Origin of the sequence: Kitasatospora sp. NPDC056076, assembly GCF_042266305.1 — a bacterium.
GTDB lineage: Bacteria > Actinomycetota > Actinomycetes > Streptomycetales > Streptomycetaceae > Kitasatospora.
The window spans coordinates 1-15,610 of the sequence record NZ_JBHJWG010000083.1; the positions used below are offsets into that span (position 1 = coordinate 1).

Annotated in this window: 13 protein-coding genes and 1 pseudogene; 4 read left to right on the top strand and 10 right to left on the bottom strand. The window is 73.8% G+C overall.

What is annotated here, in order from left to right:
- Positions 1 to 168: 168 nt before the first annotated feature.
- From argG to ACFC1T_RS37045, 3 genes are all read right to left on the bottom strand, one after another.
- A complete protein-coding gene (gene argG, locus ACFC1T_RS37035) occupies positions 169 to 1,581 on the bottom strand; it encodes an argininosuccinate synthase (protein WP_375896808.1) in 1,413 nt (470 codons plus the stop codon).
- Positions 1,582 to 1,891: 310 nt separating this feature from the next.
- Positions 1,892 to 2,797: an SAM-dependent methyltransferase gene (locus tag ACFC1T_RS37040; RefSeq protein ID WP_375896811.1), complete on the bottom strand. Its 906-nt coding sequence runs from the start codon at positions 2,795 to 2,797 to the stop codon at positions 1,892 to 1,894.
- 125 nt (positions 2,798 to 2,922) lie between these two features.
- Positions 2,923 to 3,606 carry a rhomboid-like protein gene (locus ACFC1T_RS37045; protein WP_375896814.1) on the bottom strand — a complete coding sequence of 228 codons (684 nt, stop codon included), beginning with the start codon at positions 3,604 to 3,606 and terminating at the stop codon, positions 2,923 to 2,925.
- A gap of 304 nt (positions 3,607 to 3,910) precedes the next feature.
- Here ACFC1T_RS37045 and ACFC1T_RS37050 point away from each other — a divergent pair, with 304 nt between their 5' ends.
- Together ACFC1T_RS37050 and ACFC1T_RS37055 are read left to right on the top strand one after the other, a co-directional pair.
- Complete coding sequence (locus ACFC1T_RS37050) at positions 3,911 to 4,693, top strand: rhomboid-like protein (protein WP_375896816.1); 783 nt, start codon at positions 3,911 to 3,913, stop codon at positions 4,691 to 4,693.
- A 190-nt stretch (positions 4,694 to 4,883) separates the two neighbouring features.
- On the top strand, positions 4,884 to 7,631 hold the full coding sequence (locus ACFC1T_RS37055) for a glycosyl hydrolase (RefSeq protein ID WP_375896819.1): 2,748 nt from the start codon (positions 4,884 to 4,886) through the stop codon (positions 7,629 to 7,631).
- A gap of 100 nt (positions 7,632 to 7,731) precedes the next feature.
- Here the strand turns inward: ACFC1T_RS37055 and ACFC1T_RS37060 are convergent, their stop codons facing one another.
- The 7 genes from ACFC1T_RS37060 to ACFC1T_RS37090 all read right to left on the bottom strand — a co-directional run bounded on the left by ACFC1T_RS37060 (position 7,732) and on the right by ACFC1T_RS37090 (position 14,776).
- Positions 7,732 to 8,112, bottom strand: a complete 381-nt coding sequence (locus ACFC1T_RS37060) for a VOC family protein (RefSeq protein WP_375896821.1) — start codon at positions 8,110 to 8,112, stop codon at positions 7,732 to 7,734.
- A gap of 160 nt (positions 8,113 to 8,272) precedes the next feature.
- On the bottom strand, positions 8,273 to 9,232 hold the full coding sequence (locus ACFC1T_RS37065) for an STM4011 family radical SAM protein (protein ID WP_375896824.1): 960 nt from the start codon (positions 9,230 to 9,232) through the stop codon (positions 8,273 to 8,275).
- A complete protein-coding gene (locus tag ACFC1T_RS37070) occupies positions 9,229 to 10,560 on the bottom strand; it encodes an STM4012 family radical SAM protein (protein WP_375896827.1) in 1,332 nt (443 codons plus the stop codon). The genes ACFC1T_RS37065 and ACFC1T_RS37070 overlap by 4 nt, the downstream gene beginning before the upstream one ends.
- Complete coding sequence (locus tag ACFC1T_RS37075; RefSeq protein ID WP_375896840.1) at positions 10,557 to 11,441, bottom strand: STM4013/SEN3800 family hydrolase; 885 nt, start codon at positions 11,439 to 11,441, stop codon at positions 10,557 to 10,559. The genes ACFC1T_RS37070 and ACFC1T_RS37075 overlap by 4 nt, the downstream gene beginning before the upstream one ends.
- Positions 11,442 to 11,482: 41 nt before the next feature.
- Positions 11,483 to 12,697: an STM4014 family protein gene (locus tag ACFC1T_RS37080; RefSeq protein WP_375896830.1), complete on the bottom strand. Its 1,215-nt coding sequence runs from the start codon at positions 12,695 to 12,697 to the stop codon at positions 11,483 to 11,485.
- A 94-nt stretch (positions 12,698 to 12,791) separates the two neighbouring features.
- Entirely contained in the window at positions 12,792 to 13,724 is a 933-nt protein-coding gene (locus ACFC1T_RS37085) for an STM4015 family protein (protein WP_375896832.1), read from the bottom strand.
- Between the two features lie 65 nt (positions 13,725 to 13,789).
- Positions 13,790 to 14,776, bottom strand: coding sequence for an STM4015 family protein (locus tag ACFC1T_RS37090; protein WP_375896835.1), 987 nt, complete (start codon positions 14,774 to 14,776; stop codon positions 13,790 to 13,792).
- 202 nt (positions 14,777 to 14,978) lie between these two features.
- Here ACFC1T_RS37090 and ACFC1T_RS37095 point away from each other — a divergent pair, with 202 nt between their 5' ends.
- Both ACFC1T_RS37095 and ACFC1T_RS37100 read left to right on the top strand, forming a co-directional pair.
- Complete coding sequence (locus ACFC1T_RS37095) at positions 14,979 to 15,305, top strand: hypothetical protein (protein WP_375896837.1); 327 nt, start codon at positions 14,979 to 14,981, stop codon at positions 15,303 to 15,305.
- Between the two features lie 118 nt (positions 15,306 to 15,423).
- Positions 15,424 to 15,610 (top strand): annotated as a pseudogene (locus ACFC1T_RS37100) (hypothetical protein); the annotation flags it as partial.

Sequence of the window (15,610 nt, forward strand, 5' to 3'; positions counted from 1 at the left end):
GGATCCGCTGCGGGGTGCGGTGCGGCCGGGGGGGCGGTGCGGCACAAGCCGCGGGAACGGCGGGGCGTGGGGGAACGGCCGGGGGCCGCCGCCCCGGTGTGGTGCGACGGCCCCCGGCCGTTCCGGCCCGTAGCCGGTGGGGTCCCCGTCGGTCGGGCCCCGTAGGTGTCAGTCGGTGCCGGACTCGATCGCCGCGTGGTCCAGCGCGGTGGACTCCGCCTCGTCGCCGGTGCCCGCCGCGATCGGCGCCGCGCCGCCCGGGGTGAGCTCGCCGATCAGGCCGGTCCACGGCGCCAGCTGGCCGTGGCCCGCGTACTGCTCCAGCTTGCTGCGGGAGTCGGCGATGTCCAGGTTGCGCATGGTCAGCTGGCCGATCCGGTCGTCCGGGACGAAGGCGGCGTCGACGCTGCGCTCCATCGACAGCTTCTCCGGGTGGTAGCTGAAGTTCGGGCCCTGGGTGTCGATCACCGAGTAGTCCTGGCCCCGCCGCAGCCGCAGCGTGACGCTGCCGGTGACGGCCTGGCCGACCCACTTCTGCAGGCTGTCGCGCAGCATCAGCGCCTGCGGGTCGAACCAGCGGCCCTCGTACATCAGGCGGCCGAGGCGCCGGCCCTGGGTGTGGTAGGTGGCGAGGGTGTCCTCGTTGTGGATCGCGTTCAGCAGCCGCTCGTAGGCGATGTGCAGCAGTGCCATGCCCGGGGCCTCGTAGATGCCGCGGCTCTTGGCCTCGATGATCCGGTTCTCGATCTGGTCCGACATGCCCAGACCGTGCCGTCCGCCGATCCGGTTGGCCTCGTGCACCAGGTCGACGGCGGAGCCGAACTCACGGCCGTTGATCCGGACCGGCCGGCCGAACTCGAAGTCGACCGTGACGTCCTCGGTCCCGATCTCGACGGCCGGGTCCCAGAAGGCGACGCCCATGATCGGGGCGACGATCTCCAGCGAGGCGTCCAGGAACTCCAGCCGCTTGGCCTCGTGGGTGGCGCCCCAGATGTTGGCGTCCGTGGAGTAGGCCTTCTCGGCGGAGTCCCGGTACGGCAGGTCGCGCTCGGCGAGCCACTCGGACATCTCCTTGCGGCCGCCGAGCTGGGTGACGAAGTCCTGGTCCAGCCACGGCTTGTAGATCCGCAGGTTGGGGTTGGCGAGCAGGCCGTAGCGGTAGAACCGCTCGATGTCGTTGCCCTTGTAGGTCGAACCGTCGCCCCAGATCGAGACGTTGTCCTCCTGCATGGCCCGGACCAGCAGGGTGCCGGTCACGGCGCGGCCGAGCGGGGTGGTGTTGAAGTAGGTCTGCCCGGCCGAGCGGATGTGGAAGGCGCCGCAGGCCAGGGCGGCCAGGCCCTCCTCGACCAGCGGGGCCCGGCAGTCGATCAGGCGGGCCTGCTCGGCGCCGTAGGCACGGCCACGGGCCGGGACGTCGGCGAGGTTCGGCTCGTCGTACTGGCCGATGTCGGCCGTGTAGGCGTAGGGGACGGCACCGTGCTCGCGCATCCACGCGACCGCGACGGAGGTGTCCAACCCACCCGAGAATGCGATGCCGATCCGTTCACCGACCGGCAGCTTGCTCAAGACCTTCGACATGCATGCACCCTTGACCCACCCGCGGTGCGGGCTCCTGATTTAGCGACGTGTGAGGGGATTCGGCCTGATTGATCCGATGCCCGCACTCTGGCATAGATTTGCAGAGTACCGCAAGAGCATACGGCCGCGTCGGCCGGGGTGGCAGCTCCGGCGGGCCGCTCCCGGGGGCCGGGATCGACCTCAACTCCGTTGGCCGGAGGGGTGTTTGCGGGATCCGGCAGGTCGCGCGGCGGCGGGGGAGAGGGCGGGGAAGGCGCAGGGCCGGACTCCCGGGGGAGTCCGGCCCTGCGCTGGTCCGGGGAGGAGGGGGTCAGGGCTTGCGGCCCACGCCCGCGTACATCCAGCGGGTGGAGCCCGCGGTCGGTCCGTCCGGGCGCCAGAGCGGGACGAAGTCCACACCCGGTTCCAGCGGCTCCCAGCCGGTGAGGAAGCCCTCCACCTCGGCCCGGCCCCGGAGCCGGATGCGCGAATCGGTGTCGTCCCAGGTCTTCACGACCTCGGCGGCGCGCTGCGGGTTGCCCTCGGCGGTGCTGTGCGAGAGCAGCAGGAAGCTCCCCGGGGCGAGGCGGTCGTGGACGGCCTTGACGGCCGCGGCGGCCTGGTCGTCGTCGATGAAGTGCAGGACAGCCATCAGCAGGACGGCGACCGGACGGGAGAGGTCGATCAGCTCGCGCAGCTCGGGCCGGTCGAGCAGCTCGTCGAGGTCGCGCAGATCGCCGGTGAGCACGGTGGTGGAGTGGTTGCTGGCGAGCAGCGCCCGGCCGTGGGCGAGCACGATCGGGTCGTTGTCGATGTAGACCACCCGGGACTCCGGGGCCAGCTCCTGCGCGACCTCGTGCACATTGCCCTGGGCGGGCAGGCCGGAGCCGATGTCGATGAACTGGCGGACCCCGGCCTCGACGCAGAGCCGGACGGCGCGGCGCAGGAAGGCGCGGTTCTCCCGGGCGGCCTGCGGGATGTCGGGCGCGGCGGCTATCGCGTGCTCGGCGGCGGCCCGGTCCGGCGGGAAGTTGTCCTTGCCGCCCAGCCAGTAGTCGTAGATCCGGGCCGGGTGGGGCCGGTGGGTCTGGAGCATCACCGGGTCCACGAAGTCCGCCGGATGCCCGAAGCCCGCCGGATCCGCGGAGTCGGCCGGATCCGCGGAGTCGGCCGGATCCGCGAAGCCCGCCGGGTCGGTCACGTCCGCAGGGTTCGTGGCGTTGTCGAACTCGGGCATCGGGTCCCCTCCGTTTGGCCTGATCAACGGTCACCAGAAGCTGGTAGCCAGCCGGTTGATCGGTTCTGCATCGTACCCGGCCCACTGGGAAGGACGATCACTGACCCTGGCGCGGTTCACTGCGGTCACTGCGGTTCACCGCGGGGCCCGCCGCCGGGGGCCGGGCTCCGGGAGGAGGCACGGTTGCGCAGCCAGGGGGTGCGGGCGGCGACGACGCCGAGGGTGAGGGCCACCAGGTGGCCGGCGTCGGCCAGCTGCTGGTCCGCCGCCCAGGCGCCGGCCAGTACCAGGGCGAGGAGCGGCAGGCCGTACCGGCGCAGCGCGCGCGGGCCCAGGGCGAGCAGGCAGCCGATGGTGGCGACCAGTCCGTAGCTGATCCCGACGTCCCGCGCGCGGGAGAGCGCCCCCGGGATGCGGGCGGTCAGCATCACCCACATGGCACCCTCGGTGAGCAGGGTGGCGCCCAGGTGCCCGAGGACGAACACCGCGCCCGCGCGGGCCGGGCCCCAGCGCCACTCGGCCAGGCCCAGGGCGATCGCGACGGCGGCGATGCCGGCCCAGGCCGGGACGCCGTCGACCACCAGGCCGCTGGTGAACATCGTCCACCACTTGCCCACCTCCATGTGGTGGACGTTGCTGCTGTTGTGCCGGACGAACCGGGCCCGGCCGGCGTGGCCCTGGGTGGCGAGCCAGGCGGCGGTGATCGTCAGCAGGACGACGTAGACGGAGGTGAGGCGCAGCCGGAGCGCGGTGGCGCGGGCGCCTGCCGCGAGCGCGGCCCGGCCGCCGGTGGCCGTCTGGTCGGCCACCGTTCCGTCGCCGGCCGCCGCTCCGCCGGCGGCCGTTCTGGAGTCAGGCGTCCGGGAGGTGGCGGTGTCGGTCGGCTGCGTCGTTCCGAGGCGGTCCCTCATCGTGCCTGGCGCCCTTTGCGTGCGGTGTCCGGTCTCCGGTGCCCGGCGGCCCGTGGGCGGCCGGAGAGCCAGCCTACGGCAGTCGGCCGCGCCCGCCCGTCGACGGTTTCGCGGGCGGGAGGCCGGGTACGGACGCCGCCGGGCGGGTCACCCGAACGGGCCGTCGCGGCGGCGGGCGGCGGCCCGGGCGGGCCAGGGTGAGGTGGGGGCCGTCGAGGAGGAGCGGACCGTCGAGGAGGCGCCGATGCCCGGCAGCACCACCGGCGTGCCGCAGGCGCACCCGGGGCCCTGGTGGGCGCGCGCGGCCCGGGCGGCGTGGCGCTACGTCCGGCGCGCCCCCGGCACCTACGTCTGGCTGGCGATCCTGCTGGTCACCACCCAGGTGATCCGGCACGTCGACCCGGTGACCGCCGACCGGATCCTGCAGCGGCGTTCGACCAACCTGCACCACCTCCAGGTCTCACCCGTTCGGGTGCTGCTGACCAGCGCGCTGTGGATCGCGGGCGGCGGCTGGCTGAGCTACTTCGCGCTGTACAACCTCTTCCACGTGCCCGCCGAGCGCTGGCTGGGCACGCTGCGCTGGCTGTCGGTGGCGGTGCTGGCGCACGTCGGGGCGACCTACCTCAGCGAGGGGGTGCTGGGCTGGGCGATCCACCGCGGCCTGGCGGCGCCGAAGGCCGTCTACACGCTCGACTACGGCGTGAGCTACGCGCTCGCCGGGGTGGTCGGGGTGCTCAGCTACCTGATCGTGCGGCCCTGGCGGTACCTCTACGTGGGGGGAGTGCTCGCCGTGTACGTCTACGGCGTCCACCAGAGCCGGGACTACACCAGCATCGGCCACCTCAGTGCGGCACTGATCGGGCTCGCCTGCTACCCGATCACCCGGGACCGGCCGGGAGCCTTCGACCCGGCCGCCGTGGTGCGGGAGTCGTGGCGGCGGGTGCGTGGGTGGCGGGTGCGCGGGCGGCGGCAGCCCGGGCGGTGAGCGGGGCCGCCGGACGTCAGGCGTTCGGGCGTCCGGGCATTCGGTGAATGCCAACTGTTCGAAACGGTAAGGGTCTTAACCTCTTCTTACCGTTCGGGCCTTCCCCCGGCCGGGCACACCGGACAGGCTTACCCCCTGTTTCGCCGGGGCCGCGCAACCGCGCGGCCGGCCACAGGGGAGGACCGCACTCGTGCCCATCAGGCAACGTCGTCGGCTGCTGCTCAGCGCCGTCACGCTCACCGCCCTCGGACTGACCACCAGTCAGGCGCTCGCCGCGCCGACGCCGTCCGCATCGCAACCCTGGCAGGTGCAGCACCAGGCAGACGTCGGGAAGCAGCACGCGAAGAAGGTCCGGGGTGCCGGGACCTCCTCGCTCGCCCCCCGTTCGACCACCGCTCCCGAGGCCGACTCGCCCGGGGACGGCGGCGACGAGACGGAGAACTCCGCCGAGGGCGTCGCCCAGTACACCGAGGCGCGCACCGCGCCGGGTGTCGTGGCGCCGGGTGCCTACGGCGCGGCCTGGGCGCAGTTGCAGTCCATGCCGCACACGGGCGGCACCTGGGACCACGTCACCGACAAGCCGTACAACTCCGACGACCCGCGCTACCGGGACGTCAACTCCAACTCCAGCGGCGGCGCCGGACTGGTGACCGGCCGGATCACCGGCATCGCCGCCGACACCGACGGGTACGTGTACGCGGGCGGCGCCAACGGCGGGGTGTTCCGCTCCCGTACCGGCGGCGGCCGGTGGGAGCCGATCGCCGACAAGCTGCCCACCCTCTCCACCGGCACCCTGAACCTCGACGGCGGCGGGCGGCTCTGGTACGCCACCGGCGAGTCCAACACCGGGGCCACCTCGTACGTCGGCACCGGCGTGTACGTGCTGTCCGACCCGCAGCACGGCAAGTTCCAGCCCGGAAACCGGGTGGGCGGGCCGGAGCTGGAGTCGACCATCATCCACGCGCTGCGCTTCGGCGGCGGCAAGGTGTGGGCGGCGACCAGCCGCGGTGTGTGGAGCCACTCGACCTCCGACCTGTCGGGGCCGTGGAAGCTGGAGTTCGCGCCCAACCCGGACTACCTGCCGGGCGGTTCGATGGCCAAGGACCCGAGCGCGCCGTACAAGAACATCGCCAACGACATCGCGATCGACCCCAAGGACCCGTCCAAGGTGGTCCTGGCGGTCGGCTGGCGCGGCGGCGACACCTACAACGGCTTCTACAGCAAGGCAGCGGACGGGAGTTGGCAGCGCGTCGGCGCGCTGGGCGACCTGCCGTCGGACGCCGCGAACGTCGGCAACGTGACCTTCGCCCGCTCGGCGGACGGCTCGCGCTACTACGCGATCGACCAGTCGCCCGATGTCGCCGCACACAACCCGGACACCGGACTCAAGGGCATCTACGTCTCCAAGTCCGGCTCGCCGTACGGCCCGTGGACGCTGATCGCGGACAAGGACAAGCTCAAGGCGTCCGGCTCCGCGCTCCAGGACCCGGGCTACCAGCCCGGCATCCAGGCCTGGTACAACCAGTCGCTCCAGGTCGACCCGGCCAACCCGGACCACGTCTACGCGGGCCTGGAGGAGGTCTTCGAGACCACTGACGGCGGCAACGCGTGGGCGACGGTCGGGCCGTACTGGAACAACGGCTTCCCGTGCTGGAGCATCGACCCGAGCAAGCAGACCGGTGACTGCTCGCCGACCACCCACTCCGACCAGCACGCCGTCGCCTTCGGCAGCTACCAGGGCAAGGTGAACGTCTACGTCGGCAACGACGGCGGCATCTACCGGCGCCCGGGCAAGGGGCAGTTGGACGCCTGGGGCCACGGCAAGGACTGGACGCCGCTCAACGACGGCACCATGGACACCCTCCAGTACTACTCGGTCGGCGTCGGCAAGGACCCGGCGGACCGGTCCGGCAAGGGCGTCATCGTCAGCGGCGGGCTCCAGGACAACGGCGAGTCCATCCTGCGGGCGCACGACAAGGTGATGGGCTCCAACTTCGGCGGGGACGGCGGCGACACCCTGGTTGACCCGGCCAACGGCTGCGACATCGCCCAGGAGTACGTCTACCTGGACATGTGGGTCACCCAGAACTGCGCTGTGAACGACGGCAGTTGGACGAAGGATCCGAGCAAGGCCACCTCCTACGAGGTCGCCCCGCCGGACAAGGACACCAACGCCGCCCGGTTCATCGCGCCGATGACCGCCGACCCCGCGGACGCCAACACCTGGATCGCCGGCGGCCAGCACGTCTGGGTGCAGCACAAGGGCTACGCGATCCGCAGCGGCAGCGAGTGGACCTCCGCCTACGACCTGGGCGCCGGTCACGTGGCCACCGCCGTCGCCACCGTCAACGGCACGGTGTACGCGGGCTGGTGCGGCCCGTGCAACAACCAGGGGTTCAGCCGCGGCATCGCGGTGGGCAACATCGACGGCACCGGCTGGCACCAGCTGAACCTGCCCGTCGACGGGACGATCCCGAACCGGTACATCTCCTCCTTCGCGGTGGACGAGAAGGACGCCCGGCACGTCCTCGTGGCCGTCAACGGCTTCTCGCGCACCTGGACGGAGGGCCCCGGCGCGGGCACCGGCCACCTCTTCGAGACCCGGGACGGCGGCGCCACCTGGACCGACGTCTCGGCCAACCTGCCCGACGTCCCGGCGACTTCGGTGAAGCTCCTGCCCGACGGCGGCCTCACCCTGGGCACCGACCTCGCCGCGTTCTACCGAGCCCCGGGCGAGAGCCGGTTCTCGGTGCTCGGCCGCAACCTGCCGACCACGGCGGTGCAGCAGCTCAAGCAGGGCCCCGACGGCCGGCTCTACGCGGCGACCTTCGGGCGCGGCATCTGGTCGATCAACCCGCGCGAGCTCGGCCGGGACGGCGACGGCCAGGACGGCAACAGCCAGGGCGGGGACGGCCAGGGCGGCAACAGCCAGGGCTGACGGTCCCGTTCGTGCGCCGGTGCCCGGCCCGCTCCTGACGAGCGGGCCGTGCACCGGCGTCCCGGGTGCGGTGGGGGTGGGGGGATCGGTCGGGGATGGGTCAGCTTCCGACGCGCTGGGCCACGCAGAGGATGTTGCCCTCGCTGTCCTTGAACCAGGCGGCGCGCATGCCCTCGCCCTCGGCGACCCCGTTGACCGTCTTGAGGCCGGGGAAGTCGTACTCCTCGAAGGTGATGCCGCGCTCACGCAGGGCGGCCATCTCGCCGTCGAGGTCGGCGACCTTGAAACTGGCGAGGGTGTGGGCGGCCTGGCCGCCGCTGGGGGTGCGGTAGATGGTGAACTGGGTCGCGCCGCATTCGCCGGTCAGCTCCTCCTCGCCCTCCTCGACGACCTTGAGGCCGAGGGCGTCGGTGTAGAAGGCCTTGGCGCGGGCGAGATCGGTGGCGGGGATGACTGCTTGCAGCGGTCCGTCTCCAAGCATGGTGGTTCGCCTCCTCTCGGTTACCAGGCTAGGGAGGTACGCGGCCGGGCGCCCGGTGGGCCGGGGAGCGCTGCGGGCCGTGCGCGGCCGGTCACACGGGGGTGCAGGCGCGGGCGGCCGGGGCGGCGGGGGCGCGGACGGTCAGGGCCGGTGCGGACGGTCAGCCGCCCTGAGTCCACTCCTGCGGCACCCGTTCCAGTACGCCCGCGCCGAACAGCTCGTACAGCGGCAGCGTCTCCAGGTGGACGTACCCGATGTGGCAGTCGCAGACCGGCAGCGGGCAGGGGCGCGGCCGCAGCCGGGCGCGGTAGCTGCCGTCGTAGAGGTTGCCGAGGACGTCCCGGACGAAGTGGCAGCGGCGCACCGTGCCGTCGCCGTCCACGGAGAGCACCGAATCGCCGGTGCGGCAGGGCAGCCCGGCGCTCGGATGGGCGTGCCGGCTGTAGCCGAAGTGCGGGTCGAGGGCCGTCCAGTGCGCGGCCTCGGCATCGGTGTAGCTGCGGCCCTCGGCCGCGTTGATCCACAGGTACACCTCGGGGGCGAGCGCCGCGCGCAGCCGACGGGCCTCGGGGAGGTGGTCCGGCTGCCCGACCACGCCGACGCTGTACCGCACGCCCAGCGCGTCCAGCTCGCGGCACTTGGCGAGGAAGCGGTCGAAGGGCACCTGGCCGGGGTGGTAGGTGACCCACAGGGCGAGGGTGGCGGGGTCGGCCTCGGCCAGCCACCCGGTACGGCAGCTCAGGTTGGTCTGGATCGCGACCCGGCGCACGTGCGGGAGCCGGCTCAGCTCGACCAGCGCGCGACGGTACCAGGAGCGGACCAGGCCCTCGCCCCAGGGGGTGAACAGCAACGACAGGGTGTCACCGGTGCCCGCGCGGGCGGTGGCCCAGGCGGTGAAGCGTTCCAGCGCGGCCCGGTCGGCGCGCAACTGCTCGGGAGAGTCGCGGCGCTTGGCGAACGGGCAGTAGGGGCAGTCGTAGTCGCAGGAGGCGAGCGGGCCGCGGTAGAGCAGGGTGAGGTCGCGCGGCTGCGTCGCGTCGGGGGTGCCGGCGGCGGCGTCGGCCTCGACCGGGGCGGCGGGGGCGGCGGGGGCGCCGGAGGGCATGCCGAGGAAGGTCATTTCGCCTCGTAGCCCGTCATCAGGGCCCGGACCCCGGGCGAGAACAGCAGCGGCCCGACCGCGTCCGAGTGGGCCAGGCCCTCCGGGGTGAGCCGCAGCCGCTCCGGGTCGGCGGCCAGCCAGCCGCGCTCGGCGAAGCCCGCCAGCTCCGCGGCGAAGTCCTCGGCCGGCGAACTGCCGAAGCGGGCGCGGTAGTCGGCCAGGGGCATGCCCTCGGCCTGGAGCAGCGACTGGACGAGGTGGCGGCGACGCGGCTCCCCGCCGTCCATCCGGAAACCGTGTTCGGCGTGGTGGAAGTCCTCGGTGGTGACGAAGCGGTCGATGATGGCGCGCACCTCGGTGGCGTTCACCGCGTAGTCGAAGGAGTAGTGCAGCCGCGAGGTGTAGGAGCGGGCGCCGCAGCCCAGGCCGACCATGCCGTCGGTCTGGCAGGCGTACTCGCCCTGGCCGGCCTGCGGGGAGGCTGCGCGGCGGAACATCCGCATCGACACCTGCTGGTAGCCGTTGGCCAGCAGGTGGTCCCGGCCGGACCGGTAGAGCGCGAGCCGGCGGGCGTCCCAGGCGGCGGCGCTCTCCTGCTCGCCGCGCCGGGCCAGGCCGGTCAGCGGGCGGACGTACAGCGGGTAGAGGTAGAGCTCCTCGGGCTGCCAGTGCAGGGCCGCGTCCAGTGAACGCAGCCAGCTCGCCTCGGTCTGGCCGTCGATGCCGTAGATGAGGTCGATGTTCAGCACCGGTATCCCGGCAGCCCGGATCCGGGCCAGGGCGGCCTCCACCTCGGCGCGCTTCTGCGGGCGGACGGCCGAGCGGGCCTCGGTGTCGTCGAAGGACTGCACCCCCAGGCTCAGCCGGGTGGTGCCGCGGGCGGCCAGCACCTCCAGCCGGTCGGCGGTCGCGGTGGCGGGTGAGGCCTCCACGGAGAGCGGCACGGCCCGCAGGTCGGCGCCCATCCGCTGCTCGGCGATGTCGCACAGCCGCTCCAGCTCGGCGGCCGTCAGATACGTCGGGGTGCCGCCGCCGAACGCGGCCAGCGCGAACCGGGCGTCGCCGTCCAGGGCCGAGCGCACGGCGTCGGCCTGGCGCTCCAGGGCGTCCAGGTAGGCGGTGGTCAGGCCCTCGGGGCTGCCGATCCGGGTGAACAGGTTGCAGAAGCCGCAGCGGACCTCGCAGAACGGGACGTGCAGGTAGAGCGAGAGCGCGTGCTGCGGCTCCCCGGCCCAGAGCTCGCCGAGCAGCGGGCGCTCGGGCAGCGGGCGGTAGGCCGTCTTGTGCGGGTAGGCGTAGACGTAGGACTGGTACGGCGAGTCGGGGAGCGGGGGTGCGGTGGTCATGCGCGCTCCTCGGGGATGGAGGGGATGGACGGAGTGGAGGCGGGGGCGGCGGGGGAGGGGGTGGTGACAGTGCCGTGGCCGGCCGGGACGGTGAAGTGGGCGTACGGGACCGTCCAGACCACCTCGTGGCCGATCCGGTGCCCGGTGTAGCCGTCCTCGCCGTACGCCGTGCCGTGGTCGGAGCAGACGACGGCGAAGCAGGGGCGGCGGGCGCTCATCGCGGTGAAGAGGCGGCCGATGTGGGCGTCCACGTACTCCAGGGCGGCGGCGTGGCTGGCTCGCGAGTCGCCGTGCTCGCGGGTGGCACCCGGCAGGTGGAACCAGTTGGGCTGGTGCAGCGCCGAGACGTTCAGGAACAGGAACAGCGGCTGGTCGGCGGGCTGTTCGGCGGCGACCTGCTCGGCCCGGGCGACCTGCTCCTCGAAGGAGGTGGGGGAGGCCACACCCATCGCGGGCTCCCAGTGGCTCTCCTGGAACAGGCCGGGCAGGACGGAGCCGAGCGGGCCCTGCTTGTTGAAGAAGCCGACGCCGCCGATGCAGACCGTCCGGTACCCGGCCGCCCCCAGGGCGGTCGGCAGGTCCGCCGCGTCGAACACCCAGGTACGGGTGGCGGTGCTCTCCGAACCGGCGAAGCGGGCCGCGAACAGGCGCGGGTGCGGGCCGCCGGGAGCGGCCGGGGTGGGCAGGAAACCGGCCATGATCGCCTGGTGGGAGGCGTAGGTGAAGCTGCCGGGCGCATGCCGGCGCTCCCACCGGCCGCCGGGCAGGAAGGCGGCGAGGTTCGGGATCCGGCCGGCCCCGGCCAGCTCCTCGGCGACGTCGAAGCGCAGCGTGTCGAGGGTGACGAGCAGCAGGTCGTGGCTGCCGACGACCGCGTTCATGTCGGGGTTCGGGGCGGCCGTCTCGGGCGTGGGCTGGTGGTTCATCGGGAGGGTTCCATGCTCTGGTGGTGCGCCGGGGCGGGGGAGCGGGGCTCTGTGCGGTCGGTACGGGTGGTGGGGTCGGGGCGCCGGGCGAGGGCTGCGAGCTGGGCGCCGTAGGTGTCGAGGCCCTCGGCCGGGCCTCCGGGCAGGCCGGTCAGCCCGGGCAGCAGGTCGCCGAAGGCGTTCACCTCGCCGACCAGGGCGCGGCGCCAGCCCGCGGTGGGCAGGACGTCCACCCCGACCATCGGGGAGCCGGGGAAGCAGGCCGCCGCCCGCTCGGCCGTCTCCAGCAGCGCGGGCCAGGCCGGGCCGGCCGCCTCGCGGGCCAGGTCGAGGCTGCCCCGGGCGCCGCCGAGATGCAGGTTGGTCATCGGCTGGGAGCTGGTGCGCACCACCGCGTGGGTGGCCCGGCCCTCGACCACCACGACGCGCAGGTCCGCCGAGCGGCCGGACTGGGAGGCCTTCGGGATCCACTGCTCGACGTGCAGCCCGTCCGGCGCCAGGCGGTCGACGATCTCGGCGACCTCCCGCTCGTCGCGGTAGCGGCGCACCCGCAGCGAGTTGTGCAGTCGGCCGTCGGCCAGCTCGACCGAGGTGGTGGCCAGGAGTCGTCCGCGCGGGCCGAACTCCAGGGCGATCACCCCGGAGGCGGAGGAGCCGTGCGCGGGCTTGACGAAGACCCGGTGCAGACCGGCCGCGGCGAGCCGCTCGCGCAGCTGCTCCCAGCCGGAGAGCTCGCCGCCGGGAGCCGGGCCGCCAGAGTCCCGGCCGCCGGGGGCCGGGCGGCCGAGAGCCGGGCCGGGGAGCGCCCGGGGCACCGGCACGCCGGCCGCGGCGAGCAGTGCGTGCGCCCGGCGCTTGTCGAACATCACGGCGATCTCCTCCGGATCGCCGAGCAGCCGCACGCCGGGGTGTGCGGCCAGCCCGCGCAGAGCGGTCAGCATCCCGGTGTACCAGGCGGCCGTGCCCTCGACCCTGGTCGGCGCGTAGCCGGAGCCGAGCGCCGGGCCGCGGAGCAGCTCGTCGACCAGCGGCTCCTCGCCGGGCGACTCGATGCGTAGCAGGGTGCCCTCCGGCAGCCGGTACCCGCCGCGCAGGACGTCCAGCCAGGGCAGCACCGAGGGCTCGGGCAGGCCGGCGGCCCGGGCGGCGGCGGTGAACAGCGTCACCCGCCGGTGCCCGGGGTTGCCGAGGACGGTCAACCGCTGGGTCATCGTGCCGTCTCCTCTCTCCGTTGCCGTTGCCGTTGCCGTTGCCGTGTTCGCGTCCGTGTCCTTGTCCGTTTCCGGTCTCCGCCTGCGCCTGCGGCTACTCGGCGACCGCGACGTAACGGTCCTCGTCGTCCTCGCCCGCGTCCTCCGCCTCGGTGAGGTCGAGGTCGATGCCGGGCAGGGCCTGGCGCAGGCGCTGTTGCATCTCGTCGGTGAGGTAGTGGTGGTGGAGGTCGAGTGCGCGCAGGTGGGTGAGCGGCTGGCCCTCCAGGAGGGCGGCCGCGCCCTCGTCGGAGAGCACGCCCATGGAGAGGTTGAGCGACTCCAGCCGGGCGACCACGGGGGCGTGGGCGAGGGCGGCGGCGATCTCGTCCTGGAACTCGCTGTTCTGCAGGCCGAGGTGGCGCAGCCGCGGCAGGCGCGAGCCGTCCAGGAAGGGTGCCAGGTCGTCCAGCGTGGTGTCGCCGCCGTACTCGTCGACGCCGAGCCAGAGCTCCAGCCGCTCCAGCGCGGGCAGTTCGGAGCCGGACACCGCGCGGACCACGGTGGCCGGCAGACCGCCGGACTCGAAGCACAGGGACGTCAGCCGGTCGTGCCGCACCGGGAGGAGGCAGAGGTCCATGCTGCCGCGCACGGTCAGCGAGGCCAGCCGGGGGAAGGCCGTCAGCAGCGGGGTGACGTCGCCCATCTCCAGCCAGGAGATCTCGCACTCGTCGAAGGTGACGTCGCCGAGGAAGACCGCCTCCAGCGCGGGCAGGCGGTCGGCCGCGGCCGCCATCGCCTCGACCGCGACCCGCACGGGGGAGTAGCCGCCCTGCCACCAGGGGCCGATCACCAGGGCGCGGACCCCGGCCGGGTCGACGGACTGGAGGAAGGACCGCCAGAGCTCCTCGAAGCCGTGCTTGGCGTCGTACTCCAGGGCCAGCCGCCAGGCGACCTCGCCGGCGGCGGGCCGGTGTCGGGTGTCGTCGGGGGCGAACTCGTGGATCGGCAGCTCGTGGAAGTGCTTGAGGTGGTGCGAGACCGTCATGTCGGATCCTGGCGGGTGTGCTCGGGCGGGTGCGGGACAGGTGGAGCCGTAGGGGGCGGTGCGGACTATTCGGCGACGGCGACGTAGCGCCACCGGTCGTCCGGCTTGCCCGCCTCGGTGAGGTCGAGGTCGATGCCGGGCAGGGCCTGGCGCAGGCGCTGTTGCATCTCCTCGGTGAGGTAGTGGTGGTGGAGGTCGAGTGCGCGCAGGTGGGTGAGCGGCTGGCCCTCCAGGAGGGCGGCCGCGCCCTGGTCGGTCAGCACGCCCATGGAGAGGTTGAGCGACTCCAGCCGCGCGACCACGGGGGCGTGGGCGAGGGCGGCGGCGATCTCGTCCTGGAACTCGCTGTTCTGCAGGCCGAGGTGGCGCAGCGCGGGCAGCCCGGTGCCGTCCAGGAAGGGCGTCAGATCGCCGATCGTGGCGTCGCCGCCGTAGTTGTCCACCCCCAGCCAGAGCTCCAGCCGCTCCAGCGCGGGGAACTCGCAGCCGGCCACCGCGCGGACCACCGTGGCCGGCAGGCCGCCCGCCTCGAAGCGCAGGGCCTTGAGCGCCTCGTGCCGCAGCGGCTGGAGGGCGAGGCCGCCCTGACCCTCCCAGTCCTCCGAGGCGCCGCGCACCACCAGCTCGGCCAGTGCCGGGAAGGCCGTCAGCAGCGGCGTCACGTCGCACTGCTGGATCCAGGAGATCTCGCACTCCTCGTACGTGACGTCCCCGGCGAACAGCGCGCGCAGGGCGGGCAGTCGGGGCGCGGCGGCGACCACCGCCTCCAGCGGCTCCCGGAAGGAGTCCGGCTCGTCCGGTGCCCACTGGCCGATCACCAGGGCGGCGACCCGCTCGGTGTCGACCGCTTCGAGGAACTGCTGCCAGCGTTCGGGCCACGTCCGCTCGGACTCGTAGTCGAGCCGGATCCGCCAGGCGACCGCGGCCGCGTCCGGCAGCGGGGCGGGCCCGGCGCCGTCGGTCGGCCCGGCCGCCTCCGCCGCCTCCAGGGCCTGGACGAAGTCGAAGACCGGGAGACCGTGGAACTGTTCGAGGTGGTGGTTGACGGTCATGCGCTGCTCCTCCGGGGAATCGGACCGAACGACTGTCTACCAGGCGGGTCCGACAGACCGGTGGCCGGGTGGCGGCCCGGGCGCGTTGTCAGACCCTTGCTCTACGTTCTGGTCATGGCTCCGGAGCGTGACCGTGTCCGGTCGGGCGGAGTCGTGGGATCCGGCGCCCGCCGGGGTCCGGCCGTACGGCGTGGGAGGACTGATGTACCGCCAGGGTGATGTGTTGATCGTGCCGGTCGCGGAGGTCGTGGTGCCGCTGCGGGTGTCCGGGCTGGCCGTGCAGCCCCGGGACGCGCGGGGCCGGATGGTGCTCGCGCTCGGCGAGGTCACCGGCCACGCCCACGCCGTGGTCGGCCCCGGTGAACTGCGCCGGGAGGCCGGGCCCTTCGGCGAGGCCTGGCTGCACCTGCCGGAGGGCGGCCGGGTGGTGCACGAGGAGCACGCGGCGATACCGCTGCCCAAGGGGTGGTACCGGGTGGTCCGCCAGCGCGAGTACGTGCCGGGCGCGGTGCGGGTGGTCGCGGACTGAGCTGCGGGAGTAGGAGCAAGTACGGGAGCGGGTGCCGGCGCAGGTGCCGACGCGGCACGGGGAAGCGAACGGGAACGGACGGCCGGGTGGGGAGCCCGGCCGGGGAACGGAGCAGACGATGACGACGGAGACGGTGATCCGGGCCAACCCGACCGATGCGGGCGCGGGCGGACGCGGCGAGGCCGGTGGGCCCGGCGGGGCGGTCGGCGCGGCCGGGGCCACGGCGCGCTGGCGGGCCGCTTCGGCCGCCACCGGGCCGGCCGACCGGGCGGCGGTCGAGCGCGCGGTGCGGGCCGCCTACCGGG

What these genes read in the sequence shown, in the direction of transcription:
- argG (WP_375896808.1), bottom strand. Translation starts at nt 1,581, where the DNA reads ATGTCGAAGGTCTTGAGCAAGCTGCCGGTCGGTGAACGGATCGGCATC.
- ACFC1T_RS37040 (WP_375896811.1), bottom strand. Translation starts at nt 2,797, where the DNA reads ATGCCCGAGTTCGACAACGCCACGAACCCTGCGGACGTGACCGACCCG.
- ACFC1T_RS37060 (WP_375896821.1), bottom strand. Translation starts at nt 8,112, where the DNA reads ATGCTTGGAGACGGACCGCTGCAAGCAGTCATCCCCGCCACCGATCTC.
- ACFC1T_RS37065 (WP_375896824.1), bottom strand. Translation starts at nt 9,232, where the DNA reads ATGACCTTCCTCGGCATGCCCTCCGGCGCCCCCGCCGCCCCCGCCGCC.
- ACFC1T_RS37070 (WP_375896827.1), bottom strand. Translation starts at nt 10,560, where the DNA reads ATGACCACCGCACCCCCGCTCCCCGACTCGCCGTACCAGTCCTACGTC.
- ACFC1T_RS37075 (WP_375896840.1), bottom strand. Translation starts at nt 11,441, where the DNA reads ATGAACGCGGTCGTCGGCAGCCACGACCTGCTGCTCGTCACCCTCGAC.
- ACFC1T_RS37080 (WP_375896830.1), bottom strand. Translation starts at nt 12,697, where the DNA reads ATGACCCAGCGGTTGACCGTCCTCGGCAACCCCGGGCACCGGCGGGTG.
- ACFC1T_RS37085 (WP_375896832.1), bottom strand. Translation starts at nt 13,724, where the DNA reads ATGACGGTCTCGCACCACCTCAAGCACTTCCACGAGCTGCCGATCCAC.
- ACFC1T_RS37090 (WP_375896835.1), bottom strand. Translation starts at nt 14,776, where the DNA reads ATGACCGTCAACCACCACCTCGAACAGTTCCACGGTCTCCCGGTCTTC.
- ACFC1T_RS37095 (WP_375896837.1), top strand. Translation starts at nt 14,979, where the DNA reads ATGTACCGCCAGGGTGATGTGTTGATCGTGCCGGTCGCGGAGGTCGTG.